At 63.4% G+C, this 19,878-nt stretch carries 12 protein-coding genes; 9 read left to right on the top strand and 3 right to left on the bottom strand.

The window, feature by feature from the left end; all coding sequences use genetic code 11:
- Positions 1-399: 399 nt before the first annotated feature.
- Together cas2 and cas1 are read right to left on the bottom strand one after the other, a co-directional pair.
- Positions 400-693, bottom strand: a complete 294-nt coding sequence (cas2, locus tag N3C12_13050; protein ID MCX8073359.1) for a CRISPR-associated endonuclease Cas2 — start codon at positions 691-693, stop codon at positions 400-402.
- 2 nt (positions 694-695) lie between these two features.
- Entirely contained in the window at positions 696-2,408 is a 1,713-nt protein-coding gene (gene cas1 / locus N3C12_13045) for a CRISPR-associated endonuclease Cas1 (protein ID MCX8073358.1), read from the bottom strand.
- Positions 2,409-3,000: 592 nt separating this feature from the next.
- Between cas1 and N3C12_13040 the strand changes: the two genes are divergently transcribed.
- The 4 genes from N3C12_13040 to csb2 are packed head-to-tail and all read left to right on the top strand — an operon-like array spanning position 3,001 to position 10,580.
- Positions 3,001-5,793, top strand: a complete 2,793-nt coding sequence (locus N3C12_13040; GenBank protein MCX8073357.1) for a DEAD/DEAH box helicase — start codon at positions 3,001-3,003, stop codon at positions 5,791-5,793.
- Positions 5,786-7,894 carry a type I-U CRISPR-associated protein Csx17 gene (gene csx17, locus N3C12_13035; protein ID MCX8073356.1) on the top strand — a complete coding sequence of 703 codons (2,109 nt, stop codon included), beginning with the start codon at positions 5,786-5,788 and terminating at the stop codon, positions 7,892-7,894. The genes N3C12_13040 and csx17 overlap by 8 nt, the downstream gene beginning before the upstream one ends.
- Positions 7,887-9,059 carry a type I-U CRISPR-associated protein Cas7 gene (locus tag N3C12_13030; protein ID MCX8073355.1) on the top strand — a complete coding sequence of 391 codons (1,173 nt, stop codon included), beginning with the start codon at positions 7,887-7,889 and terminating at the stop codon, positions 9,057-9,059. The genes csx17 and N3C12_13030 overlap by 8 nt, the downstream gene beginning before the upstream one ends.
- A gap of 9 nt (positions 9,060-9,068) precedes the next feature.
- On the top strand, positions 9,069-10,580 hold the full coding sequence (csb2, locus tag N3C12_13025) for a type I-U CRISPR-associated protein Csb2 (GenBank protein MCX8073354.1): 1,512 nt from the start codon (positions 9,069-9,071) through the stop codon (positions 10,578-10,580).
- A 952-nt stretch (positions 10,581-11,532) separates the two neighbouring features.
- Here the strand turns inward: csb2 and N3C12_13020 are convergent.
- Positions 11,533-12,243 (bottom strand): hypothetical protein, encoded by a 711-nt coding sequence (locus tag N3C12_13020; GenBank protein ID MCX8073353.1) that lies wholly within the window; start codon positions 12,241-12,243, stop codon positions 11,533-11,535.
- On the opposite strand from N3C12_13020, the gene N3C12_13015 reads away from it, so the two are divergent.
- From N3C12_13015 to N3C12_12995, 5 genes are all read left to right on the top strand, one after another.
- Entirely contained in the window at positions 12,233-14,008 is a 1,776-nt protein-coding gene (locus tag N3C12_13015) for a hypothetical protein (protein ID MCX8073352.1), read from the top strand. The two genes, N3C12_13020 and N3C12_13015, sit on opposite strands and share 11 nt — an antisense overlap.
- A 308-nt stretch (positions 14,009-14,316) precedes the next feature.
- Positions 14,317-15,477 (top strand): thiolase family protein, encoded by a 1,161-nt coding sequence (locus tag N3C12_13010; protein ID MCX8073351.1) that lies wholly within the window; start codon positions 14,317-14,319, stop codon positions 15,475-15,477.
- 12 nt (positions 15,478-15,489) lie between these two features.
- Positions 15,490-15,924, top strand: a complete 435-nt coding sequence (locus N3C12_13005; GenBank protein MCX8073350.1) for a Zn-ribbon domain-containing OB-fold protein — start codon at positions 15,490-15,492, stop codon at positions 15,922-15,924.
- 20 nt (positions 15,925-15,944) lie between these two features.
- The gene (locus N3C12_13000; protein MCX8073349.1) at positions 15,945-17,792 is read left to right on the top strand and encodes a hydantoinase B/oxoprolinase family protein; all 1,848 of its coding nucleotides are present in this window, start codon (positions 15,945-15,947) and stop codon (positions 17,790-17,792) included.
- A 22-nt stretch (positions 17,793-17,814) separates the two neighbouring features.
- Entirely contained in the window at positions 17,815-19,869 is a 2,055-nt protein-coding gene (locus N3C12_12995) for a hydantoinase/oxoprolinase family protein (GenBank protein MCX8073348.1), read from the top strand.
- Positions 19,870-19,878 lie beyond the last annotated feature (9 nt).

Raw genomic sequence — 19,878 nt, 5'->3', positions numbered from 1 at the left:
TTTCATGGGGCTTCAATTGGGCGGCAGCGAATCGCTGCGGAACACCCCCGGGCAGCGCGCGCACGACTGCCTGGAGCGTCCGGCTTCAATTGGGCCGCAGCGAATCGCTGCGGAACACGCGATCAAGCAGGACGCAGGACTCATGACAGCATACCGCTTCAATTGGGCCGCAGCGAATCGCTGCGGAACACAGTCTGCCTGTAGGTGCCGAGTTGCACAAGAGAAATTGCGGAGTTTGCGAGCGCTGAACGCTCGCGGGCGTCGAGCCGCCATCTTGAGGAGTGGGATCGAACGAAGTCGGGCGGTTAAGTCCTTGAAAATTCAAAGATCGTGCGCGTGCGAGCGCTCTCCAGCGAATCGCGCATGATCTCAGCGCTCGCAAGCCCCGCGGCAAAAAAATCAGATCACGGTTGGCCCCTTGTCTAGAGTTTGAACCGGCCTGCCGAGGCTGACGACTCTCGGGCGCACCCCGTCCGCTCGACCCAAATCGAGCACGAGGACGTGATCGGCGCCGTGGAGGATGATTCCATCCAGTGCTGCAATCAGCTCTGCCAAACGCATTTTCGTCAGCCGGCATTGGAATACAGAAAGCTGCAGCCATTCGCCGTAACCCCGCATCTTGCGAAAGACTTTACGCCAGCGACTCGGGTCGCGGATGTCGTAACAAACAATGTACAGGTGTTCTTCGTTCATTGCTAGCGGGTGGTGAAATTGGGATATTCGTCGATCTCTCCAAGCAGGTGCCGGGCTAACAGGCGAGCCTGCAACTCCAACAAGCGGCGGTAACTCACGCGGTAACCGAACACGGGGTGGAGCACTTCCTGACTTAAGCGGCGTTCGTACGCAGCGATGAACTTTTTGCGGCCCTCGTCGGTCATAGCCACGCCGGCACTCGTGCGAACCAAATCGCTGGCCTTCACCTCACCGTTGTTGATGGCTTGCAACACGCTCGAGTCCACTAGAAGCGGGCGAAAGGGTTCCATCATGTCGAGGGCAAGCGCCGGTCGGCCGTAGCGCGGTTGGTGGAAGAAGCCGCGATACGGGTCGAAACCCACTGCGGACAACACCACCGTCCACGTGCGCACGAGCAGGGCATAGCCGAAAGAGAGGAGGGCGTTGACCGGATCGGTGGGAGGACGGCGATTACGCTTGGTGAAGTCGAAACGAAAGGCTGCGGTCGCTTCTTCTTGCCGGAGCATGGCGGTGAAGTGGCGGAAGTAGCGTGCCGCGGCTTGCCCCTCGGCTCCGAGGAGTTCCTCCAAAGAGCGCGCCGCCTGGGCTGCGCGCAAGTCGCTTTCGAAGGGAGCGAGGATAGGTTCGGGATCGTCGTCCCGCTTCCAGTTGCGCCGCAGCAAGGTGCGTTGATTGCGAATCTTGGCCTGCACGAACCCTTGCGCCAACCGGAGGCAAACCGCCTCATCGAAACTCGCGCTGTACTGCGCGGTTCGGAGCTCCACGTTGTTATGACCGGTTCCCACCGTGTGGCCGAGAAACCAGCCGCTGTAGGAATGCCAGCTAACGGGAATGCCCCGCCGGAACAGCTCATGAAGGGCAGGCGCGCTGACGGAGACGTTCCCCATGGCCACCAACTGCGAGACATCGATCAGCCGCGCCGTGTGAACTGGCTCTCCGTCGAGATAAACTACCAACGTTTCGCCATCTTTCCGGACCCGCGCATCGTGCGCTTGAACGTACAAGGGCAGGGCGGCATCCCGCGCCACTGCTAGCGGACGCACGGCGTCCTCTCGGTGGGCGAGGAAATTCACCTCGTCCGGCAGGCAAATGCTAACCAGCGAGCAGCGCGGGCACTTGGGGCTATCCTCGAGCGGCGGCGGAATTTGCCCACTCCGAGCAAGCTCCCGCAAGCCCGCAATGGCTTGCAACGTCAGGCTGCGCAGCTCGTCGTCGAATACCACGCGTACGCGTTCTCGGCTCCCCGTGTAGTACAACACCCCCTCTGAGCAGCGGTAGCCGTGCTCTTCCAGTAATAGTCCCTGGCAGCACAGTTGCACTCTCTCCGGGTCGTAGGCGCCTTGGGCAACGTGCGGTCGCTTGCCGCGCTTGTACTCGACGGGGATCACCTCCCCGCCTTCGCTTTCGATTAAATCGATCCGCGCCACTAACCCGAGCCGCTCGGAGGACAGCGTGACCGACCGGGCATGCACACGCCGCTCTGCCGTTTCCGCACCCGGCTCGGGCAATCGGCCACCTCCGAGCTCGATCCGCCGGTGGACGTAGCGCCCTTGCACCGTGTCGGCCGAATCTGCCCACTCGCCCTGCACCCACTCGAGATACGCTAGCCGCGGGCAGTACACGAACTCGTTCACCATGCGCGCCGGGACAAAGGTCGGTTCGACGCGAGAATCAGCGACAGCCGCTGTGCTTTTCGGACCCGTTTCGTTGCTCATCGCCGTACCCCCTGTGAGCAGGCTGCGGGAACCGGTGACCGCAAAAGCCGTGCCGCCACCCAACCGGTGACTAAAGCGAGTGCGGGATAAAGGCACTTACGCAAGCGTGTCGGTGGAACCTCGCCAGCTCGGCGGCTTTTCGACGAAGGACGCCGAACATTGCCGAGGCCCTTGCCGAAGGGCGAAGCGCCGGAGCCTGTGACACAGCATTTGCGGGCCCCGGCATGCTCGGCACCAAGGGCCGCAGGCCAAACACTTGACTCGTTCGTCCTGAACATGGCATGTGGCGGCGCATGGCCAGGCTGCGTTTCATCGGGGGTGGTTGCCGTGGGATCACGACTCGCGAGCTGAAGTTCGTGCGTGCAGCTTCCCGTTGGCGTGGCTGTCGTGCCACTGTTGGTTCCGCTCGCGACGGGCGACGTTGCCGCACGCCCGCGCACGCATCACGCTGCGCGCAAACTAACGCGCCCGCTCCACCGGCCGCGGTGCGCCCTACCGTTCCTCTACCGCTGCCGCGAGGTTGCTGCGGTTCCCTGGGGAACGGAAGGAAGGGTGCGCGGACAGCGTCTCCGCTGGCGCAAAGCAGTAGAGGATGCACGGCACATCGTTTTCTGAATTTTTCGAACGGCTGACCGGTTTTCCTTCGTACCGTTGGCAGGCCCATGTGGCAGAGGAGGGGTTTCCCGACCTGCTCCATGTGCCCACTGGGCTCGGCAAGACCGAGGGAGCCGCGCTGGCGTGGGCGTGGCGCCGCTTGCACGGATACGGGGAGCCTCGGCACCTGGTGTACTGCCTGCCCATGCGGGTGTTAGTCCGGCAAACCGTGGAACGACTGCGCAGTTACTTCGCGAAGTTGCCGCACCCGATTCCCGTCTATTCGCTGCTGGGCGGAGACATAGAAGAGGAGTGGGCGGGCGAGCCGGAGCACTTATGGGTGCTGGTCGGCACCCAAGATCAGTTGTTGTCCCGTGCACTCAATCGCGGTTACGCGATGAGCCGCTTCGAGTGGCCGGTGCACTTTGGCTTCCTGAACAATGACTGCCGCTGGATCATCGATGAGGTGCAGCTCATGGGTCCCGGCCTTTGGACCACTGCCCAGCTCGACTGGATGCGGCGGAAGCGCTTCTCCACCGTGTTCGCTTGCCCGACTACGTGGATGAGCGCAACCGTGGGAACAGCGTTCCTTGCCACGGTGGATCGTACGCAAGACGGGTGTGCCGAACCCAACGTACTTCCGCTGGACTTGATTGCCAACGATGGCAACCCGGAGTTCCAACGGCGACAGGGAGCGAGAAAGTCGATCCGCATATGGAAACCGCAAGCGGCTCGGTCAAAAAACACCGGGGAGGCGGACTTTTACGCTACCCTGGTCCGCGCGATCGCAGCCGAGCACGTGCGCGGCACGCTCTCGCTGGTGGTTTGCAACACAGTGGAAGCGGCGCGGCGGATTTTCCAACTCTTGCCCCGAGACGATGTCCCGAAGGTCTTGCTCACGGCACGTTTTCGGCGACAAGATCGAGATGCTCACGAACAGCGCTTGCTGGAATTCGAACGCAAAAGAAGGTTGAAAGATGCAGAGCGCGCCGGATCTGGCCGCGAGCAGGATTGTGGCAAACCGTTGCCCGAGGACCCCGGCCTGATTTGTGTGTCCACGCAAGTGGTGGAAGCGGGTCTCGACATTTCGGCGCACCATCTCTGGTCGGAAATGGCGCCCTGGGCATCGACAATCCAGCGGCTCGGACGACTGAATCGCGACGGGCGGGACCCGGATGCAAAAGCATGGTTTTGGAAACCGTCATCCGACCGGGGAAGCGAGAAACAAGGGCGCCTTGGAACTCCCGGCCCGTACGACCCAGAAGACATCGCGCTCGCCGAGAAGCTCCTCAGTGCCCTTGCCCGACAAAGTGGAGAAAAGCCATTCGTGGAGGCGCTGCGCGAGCTGGAAAAACAACTGGGCGCTGAGCTGCGCTTGGCTCTGGAGCCAAAACCTGAACCGATGCCGCGGGCGGTGGACGTGCACGGGTTGTTTTCCACGGAACGTGACGTTCATGGCGGCTTTACGGACATCAGCCCCTTTGTGCGCGGCGATGACATCGATGCCGACGTCACCGTCGTGTGGCGCGATTGGCCGGGTGGTCCGAACAAAAATCCCCCAGTCGGCGAGGAGCTGGACGGGCCTCCGCTGGACATCGGAAGTGAGGGTTGCCCGGTGCCGTTCTTTCGACTGAGAGCGGCGCTCGAGGCCTGGAGGGTCGGGGCTTGGGTTTGGAATGACGAGGAGGAGAGGTGGGAAACGGTGGCACCGGATGGAATTCGGCCGGGCATGGTCGTGATGCTGCACCGTGAGGCCGGGGGCTATGACGCGGATTTGGGCTGGACAGGGGAGCGGGCGCACCAGCTACCCCGCGTGCCGCGGGCTGGTCGCGGCCAAGCGTTACGCGACGAGGAACGGTCGGAAACCGGGTACTGGGCCCGGCTGGATGTTCACTTGGGGGATGCGCGGCGAGAGGCCGAATCGCTGTGCGACAGTTTGGGACTGCAGGGCCAAATCCGGACTGCGGTGGTTGTGGCGGCCGGGCTGCACGATCTCGGCAAGGCCCACCCGCAATGGCAAGGCGCCCTGCAAGCTGACGGCATCGAGGGCGCGGGCCCGTGGGCCAAGTGCCCGCGGGTCCTCGCTGTCGAGGTCAACGATGTTGTCCGGGTACCGATCGTGGCGGCAAAGGTGCGGGAGCTTCGCTGCGACAGCTTGCAGTTATCGCCGGAGAGTCGGCTGCGGAATCAGCAGAAGGTCTTGCGTCTTCGTTTTGCGGTGGACGAGCCGGTGACGAGAGAGGAGTTGGAGCAGATTCATGCCCTGCCAGGTGTGGTGTGGGCTGGCCACGCATTTTTTCGGCCAAACATGCGCCACGAGGCGGCGTCGGCCTTGGCCATGTGGCAGCGCTACCGAGCTGGCCTGGCGGACTATCCGGCGCTGGCGGTTTACCTGGCGGCTGCGCATCATGGCAAGGTGCGTACGGTGTTCCGTTCCCTCACCGAATTGGGGGACGACGCCTTTGGTGTTCCTGTGGAGAGTGCGCCGCTCTCTCTGAACGGGGAGGCGTGGTTGTTGGATTTTTCGGTGGTGAAGGATGGCGCCGAAGGCGATTGGTTACCCGACGGTTTTGCATTGCACGGACATGGCTGGACTGGCTTGGTGAGCGACCTACTGGGCCCCTGGCATCCCGATGATCGGGCTGTTGCGGGCGTTGTCCCAAAGGACGAACCGAGGAAACTCGGGCCGTTTCAGCTCGCGTACCTGGAGGCGCTGGTTCGCGTGGCGGATCGGCGTGCGAGCGCCCGGCCCTCGCAGTGCACGAGGCCCTCGGAGGTGGCACATGGCTAGCCATGAGGGGGTGTTGCCGGCGGTGGCACTACCGGGCCTTCGCCTGGAGGTGCTCGGGAATTACCTGGCGTCGCTCGGGATTTTGCGTGTGCTCGCTCGCCAGTGGCCAGGCGTGCGCATTGGTTGGTATGAGGGAATCCCGCGAGTGGTCGGCGGCCCGCAGAACGTCGACGAGCTCGTTGCAGCGCTCGACTCGGTTGCCGCGAACAGTCAGTGGACTGCTTACGAACGAGCCTGGCTGAAGGCACAGAGCGAGGCCACGACGAAGAAAAGCGCGCGGCCTCTCGCCCTTTGGCAAAGCAGCGCCCCGGAACTGCTGCTCGAGATGTTTCTCGCGCACGAAGTCCCGTTAAATCGGGTGGCGTTCAATCCATTGCTCGGCAGCGGGGGAAACGCTGGCCGACGAGAGTTCGCCAAAGGATGGAAGCTCGCAGTCGATCGCCTCAAGAGGCCACCGAAGGGAGTTTGCCGGCGCGCGGAGCTGAGAAATTGGCTGTGCGGGATGCCGACGCAGTGGTTGCTGAGGGGCATCGTTGCCGCCTCTTGGTTCAGCAACGCAAACAAACTGTACAACAGCGGGCAATCACCGTTTCGAGAAGAGCCACTGTCGCCTTGGGCGATGGCGCTGGCGTGCGAGGGCCTGCCGTTTTTTGCGGGTGGTTCCTCCCGGCGGTTGGGTGCTCGCACGCGTGCGCAGGCAGCGTTCCCGTTTGTCTGCCGACCGGCCGCCCCAGCAATCGCGGGCGAAGCCGGCCGTGACCGCGGTGAGGTTTGGGCACCGATTTGGGAACGGCCGATGACGTTGCCTGAGGTCCGTGCGCTGTTTCAGCGCGGCCGCGCGGAAACCCGTGGGCGCGGGGCGACAACCCCAGCGGCGTTCGCCGCGGCCATCGTCCGCCGCGGCGTTGACGCGGGGGTCTTAGGGTTCGCTCGCTTTGTCTTAGGCGCCACCACCAGCGCGAATACCTTTGAACCACGGTACCAGGGACTTACCGTCGTTCCGCGCCGCAGTGGTGATCCGAGGCTGCACCGGACGCGAGCGCAAGTTGCTGAGCGGATCCTCGGATTGGTGGAACGGTTGCCCGCGGACCGCAAGGAAGGAAACCGCTGGCGGTTTCACGGCCTGCGGGGACCTGTGGAGGCGGCGTTGATCCGGGCGGCACAGGCCGCGGACGATCCCGAGGCGCTGTGCGCGGTCTTGGATGCTGTGGTGCAGGCGCTGGACCGTGTAGATCGCAACGCGAGCTACAGAAAAGCGGGTGTGCGCTGGCGACCTCTTCCGGTCGAAGCGGTGCCTCTCCTGTTTCCGAATTCCGCTCCGCCGTTGGAGGCGCGGCTGGCCTTGGCCTTTGTGTCCGCCTTCCCGCGAGCCCTGCCGTTTGCGTTGTACCGTTTCGGAGTCCTAGGCGCGCCTGGGCGCTTCGAGCATCCGGAGCAGCCTCCGGCTCGGTGGGTGTACGGTCCCGGGTTGCTGGCGAGAACGCTCGCCGATGTGTTGTTGAGATTGATCTTGGATTGGCAGGAGAGCAAGGCTGGAAACAGTGGGCAGCTTTGGCGCCCGCGACACTGGCCCGCCGCTGCGGCGCGAGACGACGTGGACGCATGGCTTCGGGGAGATCTCGACGAGGAGCTTCTTGCGCGGTGGCTTGCCCGTTTTGCCTTGTTCGACTGGCAGAGGATTCCTGACGAAGTGCGCAAACTCCCCCAAACAACAAACGCCAGCGCGGCGGCAGCCGACGGTTCCTTGTTGTTCCTGGCGCTGTTGCAGCCCTTGTTCGATGGCCGCCCCCTCTGGCGCTTTGTTGCCGGCGGCCGTGTCGAGGTTCCGCTGGACCGCACCGGCGCCCGCACTGCAGGTGCGGCGCGGGCGATTGCGGCACGGATTCGAACCGGCCAGATCGCCGCTGCGGTGGAACTGGCCCGGAGCCGCTATGCGCTGGCAGATGTGGCCTTGTTGCGCCTGAGTGCAGAGTTTCGCCTCGTCGATCCGGAGCGACTGCTGGCAGGTTTGTTGTTTCCCCTCAACGATCGCGACCGCAGCGCCCTGTTCGAGCGCTGGGTTCGGTTAGAGCGAGAGAAAGGAGGACATGTCCGTGTCTAAGGCAACGAGAGTGAACCCAGGGGCCGTGTTGCGGGGAGAGTCCCCGTTCGTTCTGGTGGCCACACTGCGGCCCGTGGCCGGGTTGGATCGCTTCCAGCCCGCTGGCTTCCCCGAGGTAGGACACGTCATCTACAAGGCACCGCGAACGAGCGGGGAGCAAGTTTGGGAGGAAAGTGTTTGTATCGTGGATAGCGCGGCCAGCATGGCCAACCACCTCGAGGCGGTGTGCTTGCGCGGCCCCCATGACTACGAACTCGTGGACGATCTAGCGGGCATGCCCTACCTGCGCTGCGTGACCGGTGCATCCGAAAACGGCCGGCTAGACCTAGATAAACGTGAAGTCGTGGTGACAAGCTTAACGGAAGGCCACCGCATCGCTTCGACGTACTTTCTCGAAGGTCAAGTGATCGATGAACGCGGTGCCCTTTGCACTAAGCCGCATGGGCAAGCACAGGGGAAGAAGAAAGGGCAAGCCAACCAGGCGAGTGCATTGGAGTTTCAGGAGGTTCTCATTGAGAAATTCGGCATCGAACTCCCCGGGAGTAAGAAAGCCCATCCGCCGGCGGAAAAGTGGTGGAACGTGTTCCAGACCATCTTCCGGTACGACCCGAACGCCCTCGTACACGGTGTTCTCTTTCCGCAGTGGCAAATTAAGATCCCGCGAGTCTTGACCGCTCATCTTGAAGCCTTCGGTGCGGGCCGTGTGGACCGCTCCGGGGTGAAGTTCGACCGCCTGGGAATGACCACCTCAGGGCAACCGATTTTTGCGGTCGACGATGCCACGGCGAGGGAAATCCGCGCCACGTTCATCCTCGACACCGCGCTCGTGCGGTCATTCGGCCGCGGAAACGGCGACGGATGGCTCGGTCTTCGCGAGAATCAACAGGAGTTTTTGGTCGCGCTGGCGTTGTGGAAGATCAAGCGCCTCTTGGAGAAACCTTTCCGTTTCCGCTCCGGCTGCCACCTCGAATGTGTGGGTTTGAAGAGCAACGGCGAAGAGGCGGAGATCGACGTGAATATTCGCGAGGCCATTGAGAAGGCAGGGTTCGAGGAGCCGCGAGTGACCGACCTCTATTGGCCACGGGAGGCACTCTACCGTGTCGGCGCTGAGGAACCGGCAGAGGCGGGCTCGGCCGGCGAGGAAGAAGAGGACGCTGCGGAGTGACGCTGAGCCATGAGGATCGTCCTCCGACAAGTGTTCCCCCTGGGCCGTTTTCACGCCACACCGTGGCGGGTGAATCCTTTCGACGACCCCCATGGCGAGTGGCCGCCGAGCCCGTGGCGCTTTGCTCGTGCTGTGGTCGCACGGTGGTACCAATGGGCGCGAGAATCCAAGGATCCACGCTCGGATGGCGAGCTCGACAAGCTTGTGCGGGCCCTTTGCACGAGCTCGTATGCATTTTGGCTTTCTCCGGCTGCCCGTAGAGGTGCTCCCCTGCGCCAATATTTTCCAGCGGACTTTGACTGGGATCCGGCGGTAAAAGGTAAGCCGGGGATGCGCTCGTATCGCCGCAGCTTGGCGCAAGACAATTATTGGTGCACGCTCCGAGGGGATGAAGGCGCCGTGTGGTGGTTCATCGATGGGCCGGATTGGAGCGACGAGCTGGCGACCGTGCTAGACCGCTGCCTCGAGCGCATGATTTACTTTGGTAGGGCGGAGTCGTTCTCGCGCATGTATCGCGAGTCCGTCAGTTTTCCCCAGCCTAACTGCGAGCTCTTCGAGGAACCGCGAGGGGACAGAGTGCCGGTTTTGGTACCTTCTCCGGAGGCTAGACGCTCGGACCTCGAACGAACGACCGAGGATCCCAGTGTGGCCGGGCGCTCGCTGCCCCCTGGTGCGCGGTACCTTTACGCCGCCCGTCCGCCGCGCCCGTTCACTTCCGAAAAACGGCAGTTACGTTCCATGCACTCGAGCCGAAACTTGATTCAGTTCGCCATAGGCTGGACCGTGCAACCGGAACTCCGCGCGGTAGCGCGTTTGACGTCGCGCTTCCGCGGCAGGGTGCTGCGCGAGCTCCTGAAGGAGAAGGCGAATGGTCGCGCGGTAACATGGTCTCGCGCTTCCAGGGAACTTCGCAACGCGGTTGCCTTGATCGCCGGGAAAGACGCTGACGGCAAGCCACTGCAAGGACACCGGCACGCAGAGTTTTTTGTTTGGTGCGAGGACGGCTGCCCCACGCGCCTCATGGTTTGGCGCAGCAGCACCTTCGAAAGGGAGGAAGAACAAGCCATCTTAGCTGCTGCCGCGCAGCCAGTTTCCTGGGCAGCGCCGGGCGACGACAGCGATGCGTGGAAGGTGCGGCTGGTGCCGCTGGATCGCAGTGTTCCTCCGCCACCGGGGTTTGGCGATGGAGCGTGGCAGGTATGGGAGTCCATGGTTCCGTACGTGCCGGCGCGCCGATACTTGCGGGGCGGGAAGCTACGCGCGCGGGAAGCGGTAGAACATCAAGTGCGGCGCGAGCTCGCGTTGCGGGGCGTTGCCGGTGCCGAACAAACGAATGTGGAGGTGCTCGGCTCGTCGTGGGTCGCGGTGCATTTGCCGCGGGTCGAGGCAAGAGCGCGCACATCGTGGGGCGACCGCCGCGGGTACCGGCTGCGCTTGGAGTTTCCAGAGCCCGTCCCCGGGCCCCTGCGGTTGGGGCACTCCGCCAGCTTTGGGGTCGGCTTGTTCAAACCGGTCGCGTAGCATTCTGCAGCTCCGACGCTTCGGATGCTCGGGGGACGCTGCAACCACCCCCGCGCCGTGTCGAAACGTCGCCGGCGGGGCGTGGTGCGCGAGGCAAATATTTCGCTGCCCGTAGTTTGTTGCACTCCTTGAGAGGAGGGTGTATAAGGCCGAGAGGAGGGTGTATAAGGCCTTTTATCCACCGAGTTCCGCCAATGTGGCTACTCGAAAGGCGGCGTTTGAGAAAGGCGATCCCCATGAACCGACGAGCGTTGCGACCGACTGGAATTGGCGGAATTCTATGGGTCGCCCCACGCAACTTGGTTTGCAAGTTTGTGCTCCTCACATTTCTAGCAGGGGCGGCATTCTTTAAGCCGCAATCTCTTTGGGCCCAGACGTGCCCGGGCGACTGTCGCGGAGATGGCGCCGTCACCGTCGATGAAGTTGTCACCCTGGTACGCTTGGCACTGGAGGGGGCGGATGCCGGCGCCTGTGCGGCCGGCGACAGCGATGGCGACAGGCGCATCACCGTGGAAGAGATCGTGCGTGCCGTGCGTGGGGTGCTGGAGGGCTGCCCGCCAGTCAATGGCTTTACCCCGACCCGCACTCCAACGGCAACAGCTATCGTCGTCACCCCCACAGGGACGAATTCGCCTACCGCTACACCGGGGATCACGCAGCCTCCCGTGGTGTTCCTCGGACCGTGCTCTCCGCCCGCAGTGCCCGGACAAACGTTGGTGGCGAACATCAGTACCGGACAAGGCGTGAGCGTTGCCGGTGCGCCGGACCCGTTTTGGCGCTTTGCGCTACCCACACCGCCGGTCGGCCCCATCCCCTTTACGACGACGCCGGCGACAGCATGGGTCGCACCACCTGCTGGGGTCTGGTGGCTTCAGCCGAGCACGTCTGGAAGCCCGAGCCCGGGACCGAACGCTAGCTACGTGGTGGACGTCTTCATTTGGCCGCCACTCAGTCAGTACACCGCCCTCCGCATCGTGGGGCAGTATGCTGCGGACAACATCGTCTCGAGCATCTTACTGAACAACACTGTGATTGGGTCGTGCACGCCGCCGACGAGTAATTGCTTTTCCGCTCTGCAGAACTTGAACCTTGTGGCGAGCCCGCCTGCATTCAACCCGTTTGTCGGAGGGCTGAACACATTGCGATTTAACGTGAGCAACTTGTCGAACGTGACGGGCTTCTTGGTCAATGCCCGCGCGGAGGCGGACTGCCCGTCGGCTACGCCCACCCACAAGGCAATGCCCACTCGCACCGCCACCCGCACGAGAACCGCGACGCGCACGTCCTCTGCCACCTCAACTGCGTCGTCCACCCGTACACCACCGCTGAGCGTGACCGCGACCCGCACGCGCACACTAACCCGCACGCAGACAGCCACAGTCACTCCGACCGCGTCGCGAACGTTGACCTTGTCACCTAGCGCGACGGCGAGCGCGACGGCCTCAGCCACATCAATCCCGAGTGCGTCACCCACTCCGCACCCGAGTCCGAGCCCGACGAGGTCCGTGACCCAGACGCCTTCGGCCACCCCGACACCGAGCTCGACTCCATCAGGGGCGACAGCGAGCGCCACGCCCACACCCACGTGTGTGGGGATCCCCACGAACGCAATTGCGTGGTGGCCACTCGACGACCCGAGCGGCGCGACTTCAGTGCTCGACATCGGAGGGCTGGCTTTGAACGGACAGCCGCAGCCGGGGTCGGTGAACAGCACGTTCGCCAATGGCCCGGTGACGATTGCAGGGCAAGTGGCCACGGCGCTTTACTTCTTCTCCGGCGCGGAGTTGGTCGAAGTCCCTCATTCTCCGCTGCTGGATCTTGCTCAGAAGGATCTCACCATCGACGCGTGGTTCGCTGCTTTCTTGCCCAACGCCCCGGGCTTTGGTGGGGTGCCGGACTGGTCGCCCGGCCAGGCACGCTTTTATGCCATTGTCGACAAGGCCGATGCCGCGGGAAACGCCGGCTACGCTTTGTTCCTGCGCACCATGGCGACCTCCGCGCCACCGAATCCGCCGCAGAATTTTCCGGTGAATGTGTTCGTCGACTTGTGCTTCCAACAAGGCAGCAGTGGCGTGTGCGCCCCGATTTACAGCGGCACTGCGCTTTACGATGTGCCTACCATGAGCTTTTTGCCGCCCGTTCCGCCGTGGCCCTTTGGCGGACAGTGGCTGCATGTGGCCGTTACCGTCGACCGTGGCGCTAGCCTTGGCGTCTTTTACCTCAACGGCAACGTGCTTGGCAGCTTTGCTCCGGCCGCAGGGGTGAGCGATAGCACTGTGCCCCTATGGATCGGAAAGTCGCGCCTTCCGAACAATGGGTTCGAGTTCGGCCTCGACGAAGTCGAAATCTTCAATCGCGCCCTGACCTCGCCGGAAATTGCCAGCATCGCTGGCTTCGGGGGTAAGTGCAAAACCCCAACGGCCAGTAGCGCATCACCCAGCCTCACGGCGACCCCGACACCCACGAGCACTTTATCGGCCTCAACGACGTCCACCCACACGCGCACTGCGAGCTCGACCGCTACGGCTACGGTTTCTCCGCCTCTGACCCGGACACCCACCCAGACAATCACGCCGACCTTCGAGGGCGAATGCCGCTTTGTGGGACCGCGCATGTGTGGCGGGACGTGCCCGAACCCCAACGAGGTGTGCCGACCGAAGCCGGACGATTCAGGTTGCGAGTGTATGCCCGGCGAGCCACTGTCGCCGACGGCAACACCGACCTCGGGATGCCCGGGTGCAGTGTGCACGGCCACTCCGACACACACGGCAACACTGCCCATTGCCACACCGTCGCTGACGATCACCCCTACCCCCACCGCTTCGTCGTCGCCTACCCGGATTCCTTCCCCCACGGGAACGGCAACATCCCGACCCACTGCCACGGCAACGAATTCTCCCACCGCGACGCCGCGGGCGAGCAATACACCAACGGCAACGGTGAGTGCGACTCCGACAAGTCGGCCTTCGTTGACGCCGAGCCGCACGCCGTGCTTTGCCGAGGTGTGTGTGACGAAGTTTTGGGACCTCAACGGTAACGGTCAAAACGATGGAGAGCCTGGGCTCGGTGGCTGGACGATCCAATTTCTCGACGCCAACAACAACGTGGTGAGCTCGGTGGTGACTTTGGCAGGTGGCACGATTTGCACGGGGATACCAGCGGCTGCGCCGTACACGGTGCAGGAAGTGCTGCAAGGCAGTTGCGTGCAAACCTTCCCTTCGCCGCCGGGCACGCATTCCGTCTTCATCGAATGCGGGCAAGTACTGAACCTGCAGTTTGGTAATCGCTGCCCGTTGCCAACGCTCCCTGCCACGCCTTCACGAACTGCGACGGGCACAGCGACGGTCACGCGCACACCTACGGCCTCGGCCAGTGCGACCCGCACGTCGACGCGTTCGCCCACGTCGATTGTTCCGCCCATCGATTGAGAGAGGCGAAGGAGGTTGCCGGTAGGCGAGGGGTCGCCTTGGCCGGAGGAGTGAAGGCTGCAAGCGGCCCGCGGCACGGTCTCCTTTTGTGTTACGGCCTGGAGGTACCGGCAGGCACCGGTGGCGGCTCCCGGCGCGCGGCCGCGACCCCTCGCGGGCTGCTGCTGCGCGGCGTATTGAGAACTGGTCCCTAGTGGCGAAGCGAGCGTTGCGCTTGCCGAAAGGCGGTTGCGGGCGCCTTGACTTGGTCCAGCCCCTGGGGCAAGCAAGTGCTTTAATCAATTGATTCAATGCGCGCGTGGTGAGCGATGGGAACGTTGCGAGGAAAGTATGCGATTGCCGGAGTCGCGTTGTCGCGCTTTGGCAAGGTGCCCGGAGTGAGCCCGATGGGCTTCACGCTGGAGGCGAGTAAGCGAGCCGTAGAAGATGCGGGTGTGCGCATGGCCGACATCGACGGACTGCTGGTAGTGATGCCGGCCGCGCTCGGGGAGCAGCATGGTTGGGCCGCACGGGTGGCTGCCTATCTGGGGCTCGATCCGTCGTTTTGCAGCACTGTGGACATGGGCGGTGCCACGGCATGCGGGGCGGTGCACATGGCCATGGCAGCGATCGAGGCTGGGTATTGTTCCACCGTACTGTGTGCCTTTGGCACGCAAACCTGGCCGCAAGGCGTGGCGCTGCAACTGTTCGGTTCCGAGTTTCACCTTGCGTATGGCGATGTGGGGGCAATTTGCTTCAGCGGCTTTCTCAAGCGCCGGCAGCAGGTGGAGTACGGGCTGCCGGACGAGCTGTATGGACGCGTGGCGGTGACTTGCCGCAGCCATGCGCAGCTTAACGAAGAAGCACAGATGCAGAAGCCGATGACCCTCGAGGATTATTTCGCCTCGCGATGGGTGGCCGAGCCGCTGCGCTTGTTCGATTGTTGCCCGAACACGGACGGCGGCGGTGCCATCGTCGTCACCTCAGTGGAGCGGGCGCGGGATCTCCGTCAGCCGGTCGTGCGCGTCATCGGGGTTGGCCAGGAGCATCGAGCGGAGCTGGTGGAACCGAAGGGCAACGGGCAAGCGTTGTGGGGCGGCATGAAGGCGGCAGCGCGGGCGTATGCAATGGCGGGGATTCGCGCCAGCGACTTGAGCTGCGTTCAGTTCTACGATGCCTTCACCCCGCGGGTCGTGAACGATCTCGTGGCGTATGGCCTTGCCGCGCCTGAAGAGCTGGATGCCGCCTTTGCGCGAGGGGATTTCGCGCTGGGCGGGCGCGTGCCGTGCAATACCGCGGGCGGGCTGTTGTCCGAAGGCCATCTGTGGGGTTTCGGTCATGTACGCGAAGGGGTACGCCAACTGCGCGGAGAGTGCGGAAAGCGGCAAGTGGCCGGTGCACGGATTTGCTTGGTGACTGGTTACGGCGGGGCGCCGCACGAATCGCCTCCGACGGTCAGCTACTCCGCCCTGGTGTTGGCGCGCGACTGAAAGGAGATTGTCATGTTCACTCTCGAGAAGCCCTTGCCGCGCGGCACCGAGGATACAGCGCCGTTTTGGGAAGCAGCGCTGCGCGGCCAGCTTTGCATGCAACAGTGCCACGCCTGCGGGCACATCCGTTTTCCGCCGGCGTTCCTCTGCCCGCGTTGTCAGAGCGAGAATTTTTCTTGGGTGCCACTTTCCGGCAAGGGGCGCGTGTACAGTTGGGTGATTGTGCACCAGTCGCAGTATCCGGCCTTCAATGCCGACGTGCCTTACAACGTCGCGTTAGTCGAGTTGGACGAGGGTCCGCGTTTGCACACGCAACTGGTGGAGTGCTCCGCGGAAGAGATTTACGTGGGGATGCCTGTGGAAGTCGTGTTCGACAAGGTGCGTGACGACGTTGCCCTGCCCAAGTTTCGCCCGAGCCGAGAGGCATCACCCGCTTCGGGGTCTTGAAATCGGGGAAGGAGGAACCCATGCGAACTCATGGCAAAGTGGTTTCTCGTGACAAACCGCGCCGGCTAGCGGCAAGCCGGATGAAGTCACCCAAGGCCAAGACAACGGTGGATCCGGTTACCGCCGAAATCATTCGCGGAGCGATGGAAACCATTTGCTACGAGATGGCCACCCATGTCAGCCTGACGGCCACGACTCCCATCTTGAACCAATCGAACGAGCGCAACGCCACAATTTTGGATGCACGCGGCTCGCTGGCAGCGCTGAGCGTGGGGATTCCGCAGTTCATGTTGAGCTCCACCTTGCCGGTGCGATTCGCCCTCGAATTTTTCGGACCCGACGGTTTGTACGATGGCGACGTTTTGGTGGCTAACGATCCGTACCACGGTGGTGGCCACCTTCCCGATTACAACGTGTTTGCCCCCGTGTTTCATGACGGGGAAATGGTGCTCATTGCCTCGATCCAGTGCCACCATGCCGACACGGGCGGGGCGATGCCCGGCGGCTACAACGTGGATGCGCGCGACATTTGGGCCGAGGGCGTGCGCTTTCCCGCCGTGAAGGTGTTCGAGCGCGGAGTGGAGCGCCGCGATGTAGTGTACATGATGAAAATCAACAACCGCACGCCCACCTTCATAGGCGACCTGCGGGCGCAAATTGGCGCTGCGCAGCTCGGTGTGCGCCGGTTGAAGGAACTCCTCCAGCGCTATGGCACGGCCACCGTGCGGGCCGCCGTGGAGTACATGATCGAATACGCCGCGCGCCGCTTCCGAGAAGAAGTCGCGAAGTGGCCGGATGGCGAGTACGAGTCGGACGTGTATGTCGACCACGACCCGAAGGGGAACCCCGATATTCACATCCATTGCAAGGTCACGATTCGCGGTAGCGATCTGACCGTCGACTTCACCGGCTCCGACATGCGCGACAACTTGCAAGCCTACTCCACCTTCGGCAACACGCGGGGGTACGTCGTCGCCCAGCTCGCCAGCATGATGGACCCTTCGATTCCGAAGAACGAGGGCTTCTTCAACTCCATCCGCCTGATCGTTCCGCCTGGCTGCTGCTTAAATCCACCGCCGGAACGGTCGGTCGCTGCCGGCACGCACCACCCCGGCACCGAGGTGGGCGAGGCCATCGCCAAGGCGCTCGAGCAAGTCATTCCTGAGCGTTGTTGCCCGCAAATTTACAAAATGGGAATGCCGACGGTGATCTTCGGCAAGCACCCAAAGACCGGGCAGCTCTTCATCGATCACTCTGTGGACACTTTTGCCGCTTACTGCGGGGCGGTGTACGGGCAAGACGGCTGGGGGGCGATGAATGTAAGCTTCGGGAACTTGATTCGCGCCACTGCGGAAATCAACGAATCCATTTTTCCCGTCCGGCACATCTCGCGTGACTACGCCACCGACACGGGTGGACCCGGCAAGTGGCGCGGTTGCCCGGGCTCGCTTTATGTCAAGGAAATTTGCGCCCCCGCGCAAATTTACACCTATGTCGTCGGGCGGAAATACCCCATGCCTGGCATTGCCGGCGGTAAGCCAGGAGCACCGAACCGGCTGATTGTGCGCGCCGGGGGACCACATGCACATGAGGTGACTACCACCGCGTTTTATGTCGAGCACCTGCCTGGAGAACGGTACGAGTATCGATATGGGGGTGGTGGTGGCTGGGGGGATCCGCTCGAACGCGACCCGCAAAGGGTACTCGAGGACGTACTCGACGAGTACGTTTCTATCGAAGCGGCGCGAAGCGACTACGGCGTTGTGCTGCGCGGTTCGCTTGAGGACTTGACCCTGGAGGTCGACTGGGAAGCAACCCGAGCTCTCCGCGCCGAGCTGCGGCAGCAAAGCGGTGAGAGGGCGAGTTGATCCTGGCCATGTGAGGGTCTCCATGCGTGGGTACGCCGTTGGCATCGATGTGGGTGGAACGTTCACGGACTTTGTCGTCGTCCGCCCCGACGGCACGATCCGCCTAGCGAAACACCCTACCACCCCGAGCGATCAATCCGAAGGAGTGCTCGCGGGCCTTGCGCAAATTGCCGGGGAGGAGGGCGAGTCGGTGGCGAGCTTTCTGCGCAAAACGCTCCGCATCGTACACGGCACGACCACCGCGGACAACACGATGATCGAAATGAACGGCGCAGTGACCGGACTCGTCACCAGCGCCGGACATCGCGACGAAATCGAACTCCGGCGCGGCTTTAAGGAAGACATTTGGGATCCTGCACTCCCCCCGCCCCCGCCGATTGCGCCGCGCCGCCGCCGCATTGGCGTGCCGGAGCGGCTCGACTACGAGGGTAACGTCCTCGTGCCGCTCGACGAAGAGGCAGTGCGCGCTGCCCTGCGCCGACTGCGCAAACAAGGCACCGAATCCCTGGCCGTGGTGTTCTTGTTCTCTTTCATCAACCCACGACACGAGCAGCGGGTGCGCGAAATCGCGCGCGAAGAGTGTCCGGAGATGGCGGTGTGGCTATCGCACGAAGTCCTGCCCGCCGCACCGGAGTTCGAGCGGACCAGTACGACGTTGGTCAACGCGTACGTCGGCCCGAAGATCGATCGCTACGTGCGCCGCTTGGCGGACCGCCTCCACATCAGTGGCTATCGCGGTGAGTTGCTGCTCATGCAGTCCAATGGGGGAATGATGGGGCCGCAGTACATCCTGCAGCGCCCGGTCACCCTGCTCGCCTCCGGCCCCACGGGTGGGGTGATGGCCGCCTGTCGCCTCGGTCGAGAGGCTGGAGTGATGGATTTCATTTGCGCCGACATGGGCGGTACGAGCTACGACGTTTGTCTTGTCCGTGGCGCCGAAGCGGAGATTAGATCCGGCTGGAACTGGCATCACCGGTATCTCATCGCCCTGCCGATGGTGCAGGTGCACTCCATCGGAGCAGGCGGGGGCTCGCTCGCGCGGGTGGTCAGCGGGAGCTTGCAGGTAGGCCCGCAGAGCGCAGGAGCTGACCCTGGGCCCATTTGTTACGGCCGCGGCGGTCGCGTGCCGACGGTCACCGATGCCAATTTGCTCCTCGGCTATCTCAACCCCGAAGCCTTTTGCGCGGGCACCATGCGCTTGCAGCGAGAGGGCGTAGCCGAAGCGATCGAGGAGCAGATTGCCCGACCGCTCGGCCTTTCCGTGGAAGAGGCCGCATACGGGATTTATCGCCTCGTCAACGCCAACATGGCGAACGCCATCCGCCGGATTTCTGCTCAACGCGGAGTCGATCCGCGAGAGTTCGCGCTGGTGATGTATGGAGGGAACGGACCGGTCCACGCCACCGCACAAGCGCGCGAGCTGGGCATTCGGCAGGTCATCGTGCCGAAAACCTCGCCGGCGTTTTCTGCCCTCGGGCTGCTGCTTGCCGATCGCATTGTCGACGAAATGCGGTCGTACATCACGCCCGCCGCGGCGGCGGACCTGGCGCGGGTCGAGGCGCTGTTTGCCGACATGGCGGGGCGCGCGCGCGAGGTGCTCGGGGGCGGGCGACAAAAGGTCGAGTTTCGCTGCTTTGCGCAACTGTGCTACCCGGGACAAACCTTCGATTTGACAGTGCCGATGGGCAATGGACTGCGGCCGCTGACCCCGAAACGCTGGGCGCAAACCATCGAGCGCTTTCACGATCTCCACGAGGAACTCCACACGTATGCCGTGCGCGAAGAGCAACCGATTTTGCGGGGTGTGCGCCTCACCGTGGTGCAGCACACGGCCAAACCGGCCCTTCCGGTGCTGGCCGCGACGCGTGTGCCGGCACAGCCGGTATCACGCCGACGCGCCTACTTCGGCGGGCGCTTTGTGGCCGTGCCAGTGTTTGCCGGTCCGAGTTTGCGCGCCGGGCAGAAAATTGCCGGCCCGGCAATTATCGAGGAGCCCTTTACCACGATTGTGTTGCACCCAGGCGACCGAGCCACGATCGATCGCTTAGGCAATTACCGCATCGAGATCGGGACGTAGCGTCGACTT

It is taken from the genome of Candidatus Binatia bacterium (assembly GCA_026415395.1).
Classification (GTDB): Bacteria; Desulfobacterota; Binatia; order HRBIN30; family HRBIN30; genus HRBIN30.
This window is presented reverse-complemented; position numbering and strand designations above follow the sequence as displayed.

Coding starts and splice junctions, on each gene's coding strand:
- cas2 (MCX8073359.1), bottom strand. CDS start 693: ATGAACGAAGAACACCTGTACATTGTTTGTTACGACATCCGCGACCCG.
- cas1 (MCX8073358.1), bottom strand. CDS start 2,408: ATGAGCAACGAAACGGGTCCGAAAAGCACAGCGGCTGTCGCTGATTCT.
- N3C12_13040 (MCX8073357.1), top strand. CDS start 3,001: ATGCACGGCACATCGTTTTCTGAATTTTTCGAACGGCTGACCGGTTTT.
- csx17 (MCX8073356.1), top strand. CDS start 5,786: ATGGCTAGCCATGAGGGGGTGTTGCCGGCGGTGGCACTACCGGGCCTT.
- csb2 (MCX8073354.1), top strand. CDS start 9,069: ATGAGGATCGTCCTCCGACAAGTGTTCCCCCTGGGCCGTTTTCACGCC.
- N3C12_13020 (MCX8073353.1), bottom strand. CDS start 12,243: ATGTCGAGCACTGAAGTCGCGCCGCTCGGGTCGTCGAGTGGCCACCAC.
- N3C12_13010 (MCX8073351.1), top strand. CDS start 14,317: ATGGGAACGTTGCGAGGAAAGTATGCGATTGCCGGAGTCGCGTTGTCG.
- N3C12_13005 (MCX8073350.1), top strand. CDS start 15,490: ATGTTCACTCTCGAGAAGCCCTTGCCGCGCGGCACCGAGGATACAGCG.
- N3C12_13000 (MCX8073349.1), top strand. CDS start 15,945: ATGCGAACTCATGGCAAAGTGGTTTCTCGTGACAAACCGCGCCGGCTA.
- N3C12_12995 (MCX8073348.1), top strand. CDS start 17,815: ATGCGTGGGTACGCCGTTGGCATCGATGTGGGTGGAACGTTCACGGAC.